At 71.5% G+C, this 14,309-nt stretch carries 17 protein-coding genes; 12 read left to right on the top strand and 5 right to left on the bottom strand.

What is annotated here, in order from left to right; translation table 11 throughout:
• Positions 1 to 32: 32 nt before the first annotated feature.
• The gene (locus ACFYOY_RS22600; RefSeq protein ID WP_351878672.1) at positions 33 to 236 is read right to left on the bottom strand and encodes a hypothetical protein; all 204 of its coding nucleotides are present in this window, start codon (positions 234 to 236) and stop codon (positions 33 to 35) included.
• Positions 237 to 406: 170 nt separating this feature from the next.
• Positions 407 to 1,264: a hypothetical protein gene (locus ACFYOY_RS22595; RefSeq protein ID WP_388589081.1), complete on the bottom strand. Its 858-nt coding sequence runs from the start codon at positions 1,262 to 1,264 to the stop codon at positions 407 to 409.
• Positions 1,265 to 1,482: 218 nt separating this feature from the next.
• Here ACFYOY_RS22595 and ACFYOY_RS22590 point away from each other — a divergent pair, with 218 nt between their 5' ends.
• Positions 1,483 to 2,313, top strand: a complete 831-nt coding sequence (locus ACFYOY_RS22590; protein ID WP_345619842.1) for an AIM24 family protein — start codon at positions 1,483 to 1,485, stop codon at positions 2,311 to 2,313.
• Positions 2,314 to 2,349: 36 nt separating this feature from the next.
• Here ACFYOY_RS22590 and ACFYOY_RS22585 read toward each other — a convergent pair whose 3' ends face one another.
• Positions 2,350 to 2,532: a DUF6126 family protein gene (locus ACFYOY_RS22585; protein ID WP_351878666.1), complete on the bottom strand. Its 183-nt coding sequence runs from the start codon at positions 2,530 to 2,532 to the stop codon at positions 2,350 to 2,352.
• 17 nt (positions 2,533 to 2,549) lie between these two features.
• Positions 2,550 to 3,227 carry an XRE family transcriptional regulator gene (locus ACFYOY_RS22580; protein WP_351878663.1) on the bottom strand — a complete coding sequence of 226 codons (678 nt, stop codon included), beginning with the start codon at positions 3,225 to 3,227 and terminating at the stop codon, positions 2,550 to 2,552.
• 191 nt (positions 3,228 to 3,418) lie between these two features.
• Here ACFYOY_RS22580 and ACFYOY_RS22575 point away from each other — a divergent pair, with 191 nt between their 5' ends.
• From ACFYOY_RS22575 to ACFYOY_RS22550, 6 genes are all read left to right on the top strand, one after another.
• On the top strand, positions 3,419 to 3,847 hold the full coding sequence (locus ACFYOY_RS22575) for a ribonuclease (protein ID WP_351878660.1): 429 nt from the start codon (positions 3,419 to 3,421) through the stop codon (positions 3,845 to 3,847).
• Between the two features lie 208 nt (positions 3,848 to 4,055).
• Positions 4,056 to 5,024 (top strand): sugar kinase, encoded by a 969-nt coding sequence (locus ACFYOY_RS22570; RefSeq protein WP_078644588.1) that lies wholly within the window; start codon positions 4,056 to 4,058, stop codon positions 5,022 to 5,024.
• A 201-nt stretch (positions 5,025 to 5,225) separates the two neighbouring features.
• The gene (locus tag ACFYOY_RS22565) at positions 5,226 to 5,879 is read left to right on the top strand and encodes a bifunctional 4-hydroxy-2-oxoglutarate aldolase/2-dehydro-3-deoxy-phosphogluconate aldolase (protein WP_093465487.1); all 654 of its coding nucleotides are present in this window, start codon (positions 5,226 to 5,228) and stop codon (positions 5,877 to 5,879) included.
• A gap of 222 nt (positions 5,880 to 6,101) precedes the next feature.
• Positions 6,102 to 6,950 (top strand): transporter substrate-binding domain-containing protein, encoded by an 849-nt coding sequence (locus ACFYOY_RS22560; RefSeq protein ID WP_351878656.1) that lies wholly within the window; start codon positions 6,102 to 6,104, stop codon positions 6,948 to 6,950.
• 133 nt (positions 6,951 to 7,083) lie between these two features.
• Positions 7,084 to 7,773: a TetR/AcrR family transcriptional regulator gene (locus tag ACFYOY_RS22555; protein ID WP_388589075.1), complete on the top strand. Its 690-nt coding sequence runs from the start codon at positions 7,084 to 7,086 to the stop codon at positions 7,771 to 7,773.
• Between the two features lie 130 nt (positions 7,774 to 7,903).
• Complete coding sequence (locus ACFYOY_RS22550) at positions 7,904 to 8,533, top strand: HAAS signaling domain-containing protein (protein WP_351878650.1); 630 nt, start codon at positions 7,904 to 7,906, stop codon at positions 8,531 to 8,533.
• Between the two features lie 404 nt (positions 8,534 to 8,937).
• Here ACFYOY_RS22550 and ACFYOY_RS22545 read toward each other — a convergent pair whose 3' ends face one another.
• Positions 8,938 to 9,384 (bottom strand): DUF1772 domain-containing protein, encoded by a 447-nt coding sequence (locus ACFYOY_RS22545; protein WP_351878647.1) that lies wholly within the window; start codon positions 9,382 to 9,384, stop codon positions 8,938 to 8,940.
• Between the two features lie 91 nt (positions 9,385 to 9,475).
• Between ACFYOY_RS22545 and ACFYOY_RS22540 the strand changes: the two genes are divergently transcribed.
• The 5 genes from ACFYOY_RS22540 (at position 9,476) to ACFYOY_RS22520 (ending at position 14,232) form a co-directional block, all read left to right on the top strand.
• On the top strand, positions 9,476 to 10,054 hold the full coding sequence (locus tag ACFYOY_RS22540; RefSeq protein WP_351878644.1) for a TetR/AcrR family transcriptional regulator: 579 nt from the start codon (positions 9,476 to 9,478) through the stop codon (positions 10,052 to 10,054).
• Positions 10,055 to 10,297: 243 nt separating this feature from the next.
• Positions 10,298 to 11,065, top strand: a complete 768-nt coding sequence (locus tag ACFYOY_RS22535; protein WP_093465492.1) for a GntR family transcriptional regulator — start codon at positions 10,298 to 10,300, stop codon at positions 11,063 to 11,065.
• Positions 11,066 to 11,360: 295 nt separating this feature from the next.
• Positions 11,361 to 12,350, top strand: a complete 990-nt coding sequence (locus ACFYOY_RS22530) for a sugar ABC transporter substrate-binding protein (protein WP_351878641.1) — start codon at positions 11,361 to 11,363, stop codon at positions 12,348 to 12,350.
• Positions 12,347 to 13,396, top strand: a complete 1,050-nt coding sequence (locus ACFYOY_RS22525) for an ABC transporter permease (protein WP_059141813.1) — start codon at positions 12,347 to 12,349, stop codon at positions 13,394 to 13,396. Before ACFYOY_RS22530 ends, ACFYOY_RS22525 begins: the two co-directional genes overlap by 4 nt.
• Complete coding sequence (locus ACFYOY_RS22520) at positions 13,393 to 14,232, top strand: ATP-binding cassette domain-containing protein (RefSeq protein ID WP_351878638.1); 840 nt, start codon at positions 13,393 to 13,395, stop codon at positions 14,230 to 14,232. Before ACFYOY_RS22525 ends, ACFYOY_RS22520 begins: the two co-directional genes overlap by 4 nt.
• Positions 14,233 to 14,309: the final 77 nt, after the last annotated feature.

Genomic DNA, 14,309 nt, shown 5'->3' with positions numbered 1-14,309 from the left:
CCGCTCTGCTCGGGGTGGGGCTCGGTTTCTGGTCAGTCGGCGTCGGGCTCTCGCACCAGCAGTTCATCACCGGCCGGAAAGCGGGCGGCTCCGTTCCCCTCCCAGGTGACCACGACGGCCAACCCGCCCATCGGCCCCCGGTCGGCCCTGGCTGTCTTGACCGTGCGCCACTCGCCCTCGTGGCCGATCACGTCCCCTCGGCTGACCAGGGCAGCTCGCTTGGTGAGGTGGCTCAACCGTTCTCGTCGGCGGGCTGGATGCGGTGCAAAGGAGCCTTACCCGACCAGCCAAGAGCTGATGCGTGTGCTGACCTCGCTGCACCGCCGCAGCAACCCGCGCCTTACGAAGCTGGCCAAGCGCGCTGGCGTGCCCTTCTGACCGTCAGCGCCGATACGGTCGACGGCGCTCAGCCCACTGGATTCGGGACCCCGATCGGGTTGGGGAAGCGCAGGGCGGCGGCGCAGGCGGTGGCCAGTGGGGTGAGCAGCCGCACCAGGGTCGCCACCTCCTCTGGGCCCAGCGGCCGCCAAGGACGTTCGGCCGCCCGGTCCGTCGCGGTCTCGGCAGCCTGGAGCAGCTCGCGTCCGGCCTGCGTCGCGGTGCCGTCCGGGGCGAGCAGGCCGCGGTCGGTCAGGCGCCGGGCGGCGGCGTCCCACTCCTGGTCGGTCCAGCCGCGGTGGGGCTGGAGTTCGGTGCGGGGGAGGTCGACGGCGGAACGGAGGACGAGGGCTTCGCAGCCGTCGAGACCGGCGGCGACCAGGGCCGCGACATGGCCGTCGCCGCGGTGCTCGCGCAGGAGGGTCGTCGCATGCCACAGCCGCTCGACCGGCTTGTCGGGGAAGTCCAGCGCGCCGTTCGCGGCGGCCAGCACCCGGCCGGACCCCTCCAGGCCCGCCGCGCGGGGGACCAGGGCCTCGGCGGCGCGCTCCACTTCGCGCTCGTGCCCGGCGAGCAGCCGGGCGAGGGCGGCCGCGGCGCCCGTGCGGCGCAGCTCCAGGGCACGCCCGGGCGTGGTCAGGGACCAGACGTCGGGCAGGGCGCGGGCGACCATGGCGGGCGCGAAGGTGAAGAAGGCCGCCACGACGGGCTCCGGCCCGACCGGCCCGAGGGGCGCGGCGCGGCCCGCGAAGTAGCCGCGCCAGAAGCCGCGCAGCCCCACGTCCTCGTACGCCGCCTCGGCCTCCGGTGCGAAGTACGCGACCGCGTGGATCGGCTCGAAGAGGGCCCACATCGTGCGGGCCGTCGTCGCAGCGCTGGTGTTCATTGCCATGCTCCCTTCAGCATCGCCCCCGGGGCCGGACCACGACCGGCATTGTGCCAAGCTCCCGGAACCCGGACATCCGGGTCGGACGTTGACCCGGATGTCCGATTACGACATCACCTGACACCATCTGGCATCACCGGACGCGACGGACGGGACGGACGCGAGCGAGGCGACCGACACGACCGACGCGCCTGATACGACCTTCGAGGAGATCGGCTGTGACCCTGCGGCAAGAGATCGTCGGCAACGCCATGCAGATGGCGGTCTGCACCCTGCAGCCGGGGCAGACCGTCTACTGCGAGGCCGGGAAGTTCCTGTTCAAGACGGCGAACGTGACGATGGAGACCCGGCTGTCCGGGCCCGGCGGGGGCGGCGGCCAGGCCGCCGGGGGCAGTGGCGGGAGCGCCGGGGGCGGCGGGATGGGCGGGATGCTGCGCCAGGCCATGGGCACCGCCATGCAGGTGGGGCAGCGGGCGCTGGCCGGGGAGTCGCTGGCGTTCCAGTACTTCACCGCCACCGGTGGCGAGGGCACCGTCGGCTTCGCGGGGGTGCTGCCCGGTGAGATGCGGGCGCTGGAGCTGGACGGGGCGCGGGCGTGGTTCGCGGAGAAGGACGCCTTCGTGGCCGCCGAGTCCACCGTCGAGTTCGGGATCGCCTTCCAGGGCGGGAAGACCGGGCGCAGCGGCGGCGAGGGATTCATCCTGGAGAAGTTCACCGGGCACGGCACCGTGATCATCTGTGGTGCGGGCAATTTCATCGACCTGAATCCGGCCGATTTCGGCGGCCGGATCGAGGTCGACACGGGCTGCATCGTGGCCTTCGAGGAGGGCATCCGGTACGGCGTCGAGCGCATCGGCGGGCTCAACCGCCAGGGGCTGATGAACGCGGTCTTCGGCGGCGAGGGGCTGTCGCTGGCCACGCTGGAGGGCAATGGGCGGGTGATCCTGCAGTCGCTCACCATCGAGGGCCTGGCGAACGCTCTGAAGAAGGCGCAGGGCGGCGACAAGCAGGGGCCGACGGGCGGAATGTTCTCCACCCACGCGGGGTGACGAACCCCTGGCCCCCTGGGCCCCGGCCCCCGCCTTTTACCCGCCCGCGACGTAGAAGAGGAAGAAGAGGAAAGCGGCGATGAAGTGGACGCCCACGAGGTAGATGAAGACCCGGACCGTCAAGCTCATCGGCGCCCGGTCCTCCTCGTTCGGGCCGGTCCGGGCACGCACCGTCGGGTCCGTCCGGGTGTCGCTCGGGCTCATCTGGTGCGCGGTCATGTCGTTCCCGTCCTCCTTCATGGCGTACCGGGCCTTCCTCGGCGAGGGGCGTCGCCGAGGCACAGCTCGGCCGCGCCGCTCTGCAGCAGCGTGTGGACGAAGAGCAGATCCACGCCGCCGGGCGAGGCGGCGGCGATGCGGTGCGGGGTGAGCGAGTCGAAATGGGCCGCGTCGCCCGGGGAGAGGGCGTGCACGGTCTCGCCGAGGGTCAGCCGCAGCCGGCCCCCCAGGACGTAGAGCCACTCCTCGCCGGGGTGGACCCGCACCAGGCCCTCCTGGGCGCCGGAGCGCTCCGGCACATGCAGCCGCAGCGCCTGCATGGCGCGGCTGGAGCCGCCGGCCTGCCAGTAGGTCCAGCCGCCCGCTTCCTGCGCCTCCATGCGGTCGGCCCGCACGACCGGGTCCCGTTCCGCGGTCCCCTCGCCCAACAGGTCGGATACCGTGGTTCCGTAGGTACGGGCCAGGGTCAGCAGCATCGGGAGCGAGGGCTGACGGCGGCCCGTCTCCAGCCGCGACAGGTGCGCGGGGGAGAGCCCGACGCGATGGGCAGCGGCCTCGAGCGTCAGACCACTGCGCCGCCGCAGGTCACGCAGGCGGGGAGCGACGGTGGGCAGCTCGGCGGACGGTCCGCCGGGGTGACCGTCGGCCGGTCCGTCCGTGGGCCCCTCGTCGGGCCCGTGGGGGAGCGGGTGCATGTCTCCGGTATAGCCACACTTGACCTCTCGGGCAAAAGTTTTGCCTAAGAGGCAAGGAGCGCGGGCGAGGCGGGCGGGAGGTTACACTTTCGTTACCTCCTCTGGCGCTTCGCGCAGTTCTTGTGAACTCCCGGCGAACGGCCGTCACTTGGCATTGACACGACAGCGTCTACGCGCGTCATGCTATGTCTATGACAATCCCCCCACGGATCGCTCGCATCGGTGCCCTCGGCGCCCTCGTCTCGACGCTGATCATCGGCGGTACGGCCACCGCGGCCACCGCTGTCGCCCCGGCGGCATCGCAGACCGTTGTGTCGTCGCAGGTCATCGCGGCCGTCGGCGACATCTGCTACTCGGATCTGCCGTCCCAGGCCCATGACACCCTGGATCTGATCGAGCAGGGTGGCCCCTACCCGTTCCCGCAGGACGGCACCGTCTTCCAGAACCGTGAAGGCGTCCTTCCGTCCCAGTCCTCCGGTTACTACCACGAGTACACCGTGATCACCCCGGGCTCCGACGACCGTGGCGCCCGGCGCATCGTCACCGGTAAGCAGACGGACGAGGACTACTACACCTCGGACCACTACGCCTCGTTCGACCTGGTCGACCACGGCTGCTGACGCAGCCCCACCGAAGACCGCCACCCCCCGCACCGCGGCCGCTGCCCCTCATCAGGGCAGCGGCCGCAGCGCTGTCTCCGCCCGCTCCCGGACCCCGCCCTCCGCCCCGCCGCCGCCCCGAGAACGGTCACCGCCCCGGGAACCCCGCGCGGGTCATTGTCGTTGCTTCCCGATACCGTCTCGGTTAGCAGCGGACGTGCGGGGAGGCATGGTGGCGAACGGTCCGGAAGTGGTCACGTGCGGGGAGGCGATGCTCCTGCTGCTCGCCGAGCCCGGGGTTCCGCTGGACCGGGCCGTGCATTTCCGCCGGTCGGTGGCGGGGGCCGAGTCCAATGTGGCCGTGGGCCTCGCCCGGCTCGGCCACGGGGTGCGCTGGCTCGGCCGGGTCGGCGCCGACCCCGCGGGGGAGGCGGTGCTGCGCGAGCTGCGCGCCGACTGTGTGGACGTCGCCCACGCGATCGTGGACGACCACGCCCCCACCGGGCTGCTGATGCGGGACAGCCATGCGCACCGCGCCATCGATGTGCAGTACTACCGCATGGGATCGGCCGCCTCCCGGCTGACGCCCGAGCAGATACGCCCCGAGGCCCTCGAAGGCACCCGGCTGCTGCATCTGTCCGGGATCACGCCGATGCTCTCGCCGACCGCGGCGGCCGCGAGCCGGCGCCTGGTGGAGCTGGCCCGTGCGGCCGGGGCCAAGGTGTCCTTCGATCCGAACGTACGGCACAAGCTGGGCGGCGCGGCGCAGTGGGCCCAGACGGCGGGCCCGTTGCTGCGCGACGCCGACATCGTCCTCGCGGGCGAGGACGAGTTGGAGCTGCTGACCGCCCAACCCGCCGACGAGGCCGCGCGGGAGCTGCTGCGGGGCGGGGCCGACGAGGTCGTGATCAAGCGCGCCGACCACTCCTCGACCGTCCTGACCGCGGACGGCGGCTGGGACCAGGCGCCCCACGCGGTGCCGGTCGTCGACCCGATCGGGGCCGGTGACGGCTTCGCGGCCGGCTATCTGTCGGCCCGCCTGCGCGGGCTGCACGAGCACCAGGCGCTCGCCGAGGCGGTGTGCGTGGCCGCCCTGGTCGTCCAGGCCGCCACCGATACGGACGGGCTGCCCACCGCCGCCGCGCGGGACCGGGCGCTCGCCGAGCTGTCCAAGGGCGGGGACGCGGTGTACCGCTGAGCCGACACGGACAACACGGACAACGGAGAGAGCAGAGACCGCGCGGACAGCGCCGGTAACACCGACAAGCCAGAATATCGATCCACCAAGCGCATCACAGCACCGCATATTGTTCACCGCACACCGAAATCGCCGCATATCCCGGAGGCAATCCGGGGCGGCATCGCCAGTAGCACTTGGGAGAGGAAGGCGGCGACCGCCGTGTACCGCTGGGAGATCACCCGGGCCGCGCTCGCGCAGCGCGTTCTCGCCATCGTCCGTAGCGACAGCTACGACCACGCCCATGCCACGGCGGACAACCTGCTCTCCGCCGGTATCACCAGCCTGGAGATCTCGCTGACCACGCCCTTCGCCCTGGAGGCGGTCACCACACTGATCCGGGAGGTCGGTGATGACGCGGTGATCGGCGCGGGCACGGTGCTCGACGCCGCCTCGGCCCGGATGGCGGTGGACGCGGGGGCCCGCTTCCTCGTCTCGCCGAGCCTGGACCCCGAGGTCATCCGCACCGGCCACCGCTACGGTCTGCCGGTCTTCCCCGGCGTGGCCACGCCCACCGAGGCGGTGCACGCGATGGAGCTGGGCGCGGACGCCCTGAAGCTCTTCCCCGCCTCCGCCTACGGGCCCCGATGGGTCAGTGACGTACGGGCCGCGCTGCCGCAAGCCGCCGTGGTCCCCACCGGCGGGGTGACGCTGGCCGAGGCCCCGGACTGGATCGCGGCCGGGGCGGTCGCCTGCGGGATGGGCTCGGCGCTGTCCGAGGGCGACCGGGACACCGTGGGCAAGCGCGCCGCCGAGCTGCTGGCCCGCCTCGCGGATGTGGCACCACCGCTGGACTCGGCGCCAGAGCTGTACTGACGGGGGCGGGCCGTACGGACGGGGCGCGGGCTGTACGGACGGCGGGCCCAGGCTGCGCTGAGGGCTGTGCGCGGGCCGTACGAATGGCGGTGCGTGGGGGCCGTCCGTCCGCGCATCCCAGCGGGCGGTCAACGGCTTCCCGTGGGCCGGGAGTTCTGCCACCCTGAGCGCGCTGTGATCATGCGGCTCGTACCGGCCGCCCGCTCGCGCCCAGGAGGTGCCGTGAGACGTACCGTCACGCTGTCCGCCCTCGCCGCCGTGCTCGCCGCCACCGCCGCCGGTTCGGCGCTGGCCGTCGGCTCCACGTCCAAGCCCGACTCGCCGCGGGCGTCCGCCGCCGACCGCGCCCGGCCGCAGCGCGGCACCCTGCTCGACCGGGTGCCCGAGCGCGGGGTGCTGCGGGTGTGCACCACGGGCGACTACCGGCCTTTCAGCCATCGCGACCCCAAGTCCGGCGCCTACACCGGCATCGACATCAAGATGGCCGGGGACCTCGCCAAGAGCCTGGACGCCAAACCGGCGTTCGTGCCCACCACCTGGGCCACCCTTGTGGACGACCTCGCCGCCGGACGCTGCGACGTGGGCATGGGCGGGGTGTCGGTGACCCTGGCCCGCGCCCGTAAGGCGTCCTTCAGCGAGCCGTATCTCACCGACGGCAAGACGCCGATCGTGCGCTGCGAGGACAAGGACAGGTACCGCACGCTGGAGGACATCGACCGGCCGGGCGTGCGGGTGGTGGTCAACCCGGGCGGCACCAATGAGGAGTTCGCCCGGGCCCATGTCAAACGGGCCACTCTCACCGTCCATGCGGACAACACCACGATCTTCGACGAGATCATCGCGGGCCGCGCCGATGTGATGATGACGGACGCCAGCGAGACCCGCTATCAGTCCGCGATCCACCCGGAGCTGTGCGCGGTCCACCCCGACGAGCCGTTCTCCTTCTCCGAGAAGGCGTACGCCCTGCCGCGCGGCGACGCGCAGTTCAAGGAGTACGTCGACCAGTGGGTCCATCTGGCCACGCACGACGGTACGTACAAGAAGTACGAGGATGAATGGTTGAAGCGGTGAAGCGGTGCAGGCGATGAAGGCGTGAGGGGCGGTGAAGCGGCGGCGGACGGCCGGCGGCTGAAAATCTGGGCATCGCCGTAGGACTCTCGCGTCCGCCGCCCTCCCGCGGTGCCCGGAGCGGGAAGATGGCCCCATGAGTCCCGCCCAGCCCGTGCGCCGCCGCTCGGACGCCGTCGCCAACCGCGCCGCCCTCCTCGAGGCGGCTGAGCGGGCCCTGCTCCGCGATGGGCCCGCCGTGCCGTTGGACGTGGTGGCGCGCGAGGCCGGGGTCGGCATCGCCACGCTGTACCGGAACTTCGCCGACCGCGACGAGTTATGCGCGGCCGTCGTCCACCGCGCCCACCAGCTCGTGGCCGACCTCGCCCAGGAGGCCGAGGCCAGCGCGGCGTCACCGCTGGACGCGCTGGCCGGTTTCCTGGACCGGCTGCTCGCCGAACGCCGCCATCTCGCCCTGCCGTTGCTCAGCGCCCCCGGCCCGCGTCCGTGGAACGGAGCCGACCCCCTCGGCCCGCATCCGCAGGACGGGGCCGACCCTCTCGGCCCGCGGATCTCCCGGTCGCTGGCCGCGGTCCTGAAGCGGGGCATCGACGACGGCTCGATCCGGCCCGATGCAACCGCCGCCGACATCGTCGTCACCGTGGCGACGCTCGCCCGTGCCCAACTCCCGCCCGATGCCTGGGACCGCGCCGCCCGCCGCATCGCCGCGCTCGTCCTGGACGGTCTGCGCGTCCGCTCCGACACCGCCCCGCTCCCCGCCGGGCTCACCGGTGCCGAGCTGGACCGGGCCATGACGCACAGCGGGGGCGGTAGGGCCGCGTATTAGCCTGTCGCCCGCAGCGGGATGCGCATTTGCGCGAATTCGGGCGCGGCCCTCGTGCGGGTGCTACACGCTGACGGATGCCGGTTGTAATGCCCCGGACCGGTGAACGTTTCCTCGCATCCGGAGAGACGATATGAGCAGCCCCCTCAGCCACCCCCTCGTGCGGACCTTTCTGGCCTCGGTCGAGCGGCGGACCGCGGCGCTTTCCGCCGCGTGGCGGGAGGAACTGCTCGAGGATCTGCGCGAGGAGATCGCGGCGGCGCTGGCGGACGACCCCACCGAGGGTCCCGCCGCGGACGGCGGCCCGGCGATCAGCGATGAGCGCGTTCGACGGGCCCTCGACTGGATCGGAACCCCGGAGGAGATCGCGGCGGACGCGCTGGCCGAGGAGTCCGGCAGCATTCCGCCCGAGCCCGAGAACCCCGGCGGCACCTGGCTGACGCTCGGCCTCGCCATACTGCCCGTGCCGCTGTGTCTGATCCCGGGCGTGGGCATACCGCTGGGGCTGGTCGCCGCCTTCGGAGCGCTCGTCCGGCTGTGGCGGTCCGCGCCGTGGGCGCGGCGCGAGAAGCGGCAGGCCACGCTGTTCGTCCTGTCGCCGCTGGTGACGGTGCCGGTGCTGGCGGCCGCCCTCTCCTTGGCGTTCGACGGGATCAGCGCCCCCGCGTTCGTGGCCTCCCTCCTGATAGCGCTCGCCCTGCCGGTGGTCGGTGCGATACGGCTGGCCCGGTCCGCCGCCAGGCTGCGCGAGCAGGCCCCTTAGGGCGCGTATCGGGTCGTGATCAATGAGCGGGTTCTCCCCTCGGGCTGATCTTCGATCCGGTAGATCGTCTTGCCTGACACATGCGCAACTGACCGATGTGGAGTGGGAGTTCATCGAGCCGTACCTGCCGATCGGCGAGTACGGTCCGTACCTGGTGCGGGACAAGGCGCACGCGTCCCGCGGCAACCGCGCCCACCTGCGCGGGCGCGGCATCAAGGCCGTCATCCGGGAGAACCGGGACGCAGAGCCGAGAGCCGCGCAGGTCATCCAGAGGCGTGGCGTGTCGGGATCGCAGTCGTGGGCTCTCAGCGGCAGTCGCATTCCCGGATGTCGGGATTTCGGTGGCCGGCTGCCGCCCGGGGAGTGGGGATTGTGCGTCACCAGCGCGGTGCCGGCCCGCGGGCTCAGGCGAGGGCGGCGACCAGCAGGGCGAAGGCGGCGATGATGACGGCGACGCGGACGTAGTGGAACCGGTCCCAGCGGTTCATCTGCTGCTTCCAGTCGGCGGGCAGGCCGTCGGCGGTCCACGTCTTGCCGCGGTTGTTGATCGGGACGAGCAGCAGGACCGACATGATCACGCTGAGGACAAGCAGCGCGGCGGCGGTGACGACGAGGCCGGCGCCTTGGTGGCGCCATCCGGCGATGGCCCAGACCGCGACGAGGATGAGAGAGCCGATGTACCAGACCGGCATCACGGCCCCGAGCAGCCGGGCCCCGTGGGAGCGGCCGTGCACGCCGTTGTCGCCGGGGAGGCCGTCGAGGATCGGGTTGACGAAGAAGGCGACGGAGAACTCCACCCCCACCATCACGCCGACGACCACGGTGGTGACGACCTCAAGTGCATCGAGCATGATGACCCCTCGTGAGATCTAGCATTGATAGCTGATCCGGCAACGCTAGCGCTGCTGCTGCTCGAATGTCTAGCGATGATAGGATCGAATCATGTCGGTACAGGAACGCAAGGAGCGCGAACGGGCGAGCCGCGAACGCCTCATCTTGGCGACGGCCCGGGAACTCGCCGAGCAGCAGGGCTGGGACGCGGTCACCACCCGCCGGCTGGCCGAGCGCATCGAGTACAGCCAGCCCGTCCTCTACAGCCACTTCCGCGGCAAGCGCGAGATCATCGGCGCCGTCGCCCTCGAAGGCGCCGCCGAGATGGCCGCGTTGCTGCGGGCCGCGGCCCGTGCCGCGAACGGCCCGGGCGCCCGGGCCGCCGCCCTCGCTCGTGCCTACCTCGACTTCGCCGAACGCAACCCGGCGGTCTACGACGCGATGTTCCAGCTCGACGGCGGCCTGTTGTTCGCGAACGAGGGCACCCCGGAACCTCTGAAGGACGCCTTCGCCGCCCTGCTGGAGAACCTCGGAGAGGTCGCCGGGGACGGCGTTCACCCGGCGCTGTTCACCGAGGTGTTCTGGGCGGCCCTGCACGGCCTGGCGACCCTGACCCGGGCGGGACGGCTGCCACCGGAGGACGCCGAGCGGAGGACGAAGCTGGTGGTGGACCGCCTCGCGATGGTCTGACGCACCGTCCCGGCGGGCACGCGGCCGGGGTCCTCGGGCCCCGCTGCCTGCCTGCGGTATCGCTTCCGGTCACTCGGGGGGCAGGCCGCCGGAGGGGTCGGCCGTGGTCGCGCCGTCCGTTCGCGACCGTGCGGGTTGACAGCGTTGTCGGCCCCGGCGGGTCGCCTGTGCGTAGTTTGTCCGGACAACAGAACTTCACGACTTCCCGTCATGTGCTCATCCGGATACCCTCGCCCCGTGGCTATGGAGGAAGAAGACTCTTCGGGCGGGGCGGAGGCGCTCCAGCTCAGCGTCGATCGCAGCAGTCCGGTCCCACTGTATTTCCAGCTGTCCCAGCAGCTCGAGGCGGCGATCGAGCAGGGGCGGCTGGCGCCCGGAAGCCTGCTGGGCAATGAGATCGAGCTGGCCGGGCGGCTCGGGCTGTCCCGCCCCACCGTCCGGCAGGCCATTTCGTCGCTGGTCGACAAGGGGCTGCTGGTGCGCCGCCGGGGCGTGGGCACGCAGGTGGTGCACAGCCAGGTCAAGCGTCCGCTGGAGCTGAGCAGCCTCTACGACGACCTGGAGGCGGCCGGTCAGCGCCCCGCCACCCAGGTGCTGCGGAACACGACCGAGCTCGCGACCGCCGAGGTCGCCGCCGCGCTCGGCATCTCCGAGGGCGCCGAGGTGGTGCTGATCGAGCGGCTGCGGCTGGCGCACGGCGAGCCCATGGCCCATCTGCGCAACCACCTCCCCGTGGGCCTGCTCAAGCTGGACAGCGCCGAACTGGAGGACACCGGGCTCTACCGGCTGATGCGCGCGGCCGGGATCACCCTGCACAGCGCCCGCCAGGCGGTCGGCGCCCGCGCGGCCACCGCCGAGGAGGGGGAGCAGCTCGGGGAGCCGGAGGGTGCGCCGCTGCTGACCATGGAGCGTACGACCTACGACGACACCGGCCGGGCCGTGGAGTTCGGCTCGCACACCTACCGGGCCTCGCGCTACGCCTTCGAATTCCAGCTGCTCGTACGCCCCTGAGCCCTTCGCTCCCGCCGTACCCGGCCGTCGCCCCGGCCGTACCCCGCCGCTGTTCTTGACGTGTCCCGCGTCGCCCGCTACAAGTCCTCCAGCCAGGCGGGCACCGGGCCCGCCACGGTTTTCACCGTACGCGGCGCCGCCGAGCACCCCGGAAGCCCCGGCCAGGGCCGGTAACGGATACTTGGCGGCGGCCGGGACCGATCACGCGGTACCCGGCCGCGAAGGTGACAGCGGGACGAACACACAGTGAGAAGGGCGGGTCTTCGTGGCGAAGGTGCGGAGAGGGGCGCGTGCGATGACCGCCGCCGTGCTGGCGGCGGTGCTGGGTACGGCGTTGGCGGGCTGCAGCAGTACGGGTGGTAAGCGCGCCGAGGAGCGGGCCGCGCGGGAGGCGGCCGCCGGGGGACGGGCGGCGGTCAACACCCCGAAGTGGACCTTCGCGATGGTCACCCACTCCGGCGACGGCGACACCTTCTGGGACATCGTCCAGAGCGGCGCCAAGCAGGCCGCGGTCAAGGACAACATCCGGTTCCTCTACGCCCACAACGAGGAGGGCAAGGAGCAGTCCCAACTGGTCCAGTCCTACATCGACCAGAAGGTCGACGGCCTGATCGTCACCCTCGCCAAGCCCGACGCCATGAAGGCCGTGGTGAAGAAGGCGCAAAAGGCCGGGATACCGGTGATCACCGTCAACTCCGGCTCCGAGGTGTCCAAGGCGTTCGGCGCGCTCACCCACGTCGGCCAGGACGAGACCATCGCGGGCGAGGCCGTCGGCGACGAGCTCAACAAGCGGGGCCGCAAGAAGGCCCTGTGCGTGCTCCACGAGCAGGGCAACGTCGGCCATGAGCAGCGCTGCGACGGCGCGGCCAAGACCTTCGACGGCAAGATGGAGAAGATCTACGTCGAGGGCACCAACATGCCCGATGTGCAGTCCTCGATCGAGGCCAAGCTTCAGTCGGACAAGGGCATCGACACCGTGCTCACCCTCGGCGCGCCCTTCGCGGACACCGCCGCCAAGGCCGCCGACCAGGCGGGCAGCAAGGCCGAGATCGACACCTTCGACCTCAACGCCAAGGTCGCCGCGGCGCTCCAGGACGGCACACTCGGCTTCGCCGTGGACCAGCAGCCGTATCTGCAGGGCTATGAGGCCGTGGATCTGCTGTGGCTCAACCGCTACAACGCCGATGTGCTCGGCGGTGGCAGGCCGGTGCTGACCGGACCGCAGATCATCACCAAGGACGACGCCGCCGAGCTCGCGTCGTACACGAAGCGGGGCACCCGATGAGCGCAGAGGCACCGCCCGTCGAAGAACTCGCGAGCCGGCAGCCGGTGCGCGGCTCGCTGCCGCGCCGGCTCGCGGGGCGGCCGGAGCTGGGCGCGGTCGTCGGCGCCGTCGCCGTCTTCGTCTTCTTCTCGATCGTCGCCGACGCCTTCCTCCAGTGGTCCAGCTTCAGCACCGTGCTGTACGCGTCCTCGACCATCGGGATCATGGCGGTGCCGGTCGCGCTGCTGATGATCGGCGGGGAGTTCGATCTGTCGACCGGCGTCCTGGTGACCAGCTCGGCGCTGATCTCGTCGATGTTCTCGTACCAGATGACGGCGAACGTATGGGTCGGCGCCGGGGTGTCCCTGCTGGCCACCCTCGCGATCGGCTTCTTCAACGGCTATCTGCTGGTGCGCACCAATCTGCCGAGTTTCATCATCACGCTCGGCACCTTCCTGATCCTCCAGGGCTGCAACCTCGGCTTCACCAAGCTGATCAGCGACACCGTCTCCACCAAGAGCATCGCCGACATGGAGGGCTTCCCCTCCGCTCATAAGGTCTTCGCCTCGCATCTGACCATCGGGGACGTCGAGGTGCAGATCACCGTCCTGTGGTGGTTCGCCCTGATCGCGCTCGCCACCTGGATCCTGCTGCGCACCCGCGCCGGGAACTGGATCTTCGCGGTGGGCGGCGCCAAGGAGGCGGCCCGCGCGGTCGGCGTACCGGTGGAGCGCACCAAGATCGGCCTCTATCTGGGCGTCGCGCTGGCCGCCTGGATCTCCGGCCAGCATCTGCTGTTCAACTACGACGTCGTCCAGTCCGGCGAGGGGGTGGGCAATGAGCTGCTCTACATCATCGCCGCCGTCATCGGCGGCTGCCTGCTGACCGGCGGCTACGGCTCGGCGGTCGGCGCGGCCGTCGGCGCGTTCATCTTCGGCATGACCAACAAGGGCATCGTCTACGCGCAGTGGGGCGCCGACTGGTTCAAGTTCTTCCTCGGGGCGATGCTGCTGCTCGCCACGCTGCTCAACTGGTGGGTCCGCAAGCGGGCAGAGGAGAGTAAATGAGTACGTCCCAGACATCTCAGGCGTCCCGGACGGCTCTGGTCGCGCTGAGCGGCATCAGCAAGTACTACGGCAACGTCCAGGCCCTGGACGGCGTCTCCCTGGAGGTGCACGCCGGGGAGATCACCTGCGTCCTCGGCGACAACGGCGCGGGCAAGTCCACCCTCATCAAGATCGTCGCGGGGCTGCACCAGCACGACGGCGGCACCTTCACGATCGAGGGGGAGGAGGCCCGGCTCGGCTCCCCGCGCGAGGCCCTCGACCGCGGGATCGCCACGGTTTACCAGGACCTCGCCGTGGTCCCGATGATGCCGGTGTGGCGGAACTTCTTCCTCGGCTCCGAGATCCACAAGGGCCGCGGGCCGCTCCGGCGCCTGGACGTGGAGGCGATGCGCGCCACGACCCACCGTGAACTGCTGCGCATGGGCATCGATCTGCGCGACGTCGACCAGCCCATCGGCACCCTCTCCGGCGGTCAGCGCCAGTGCGTCGCCATCGCCCGCGCCGTCCACTTCGGAGCGAAGGTGCTGATCCTGGACGAGCCGACGGCGGCGCTGGGCGTCAAGCAGTCCGGGGTCGTGCTCAAGTACGTCGCGGCCGCCCGGGACGCGGGCCTCGGCGTGGTCCTCATCACCCACAACCCGCACCACGCCTATCTCGTCGGCGACCGCTTCGTGCTGCTCAAGCGCGGCGCCATGGCGGGCAGCCACGCCAAGGACGAGATCGCGCTGGAGGAGCTCACCCGGCAGATGGCGGGCGGCAGCGAGCTGGAACAGCTCAGCCATGAACTGGCCCGCACCCCCGCCCCCGATCTCTCGGAAGGGGTTGCCAAGGGCTGAGCGGCCGGGCCGACGGCCGTGTTCCGGCACCTCTGCGGGCCGCGCGCCGTAGGCTCGTCATGCGGCGTGAGGCGCGG

Origin of the sequence: Streptomyces sp. NPDC007875 (assembly GCF_042868035.1) — a bacterium.
GTDB lineage: Bacteria > Actinomycetota > Actinomycetes > Streptomycetales > Streptomycetaceae > Streptomyces > Streptomyces antimycoticus.
This window is presented reverse-complemented; position numbering and strand designations above follow the sequence as displayed.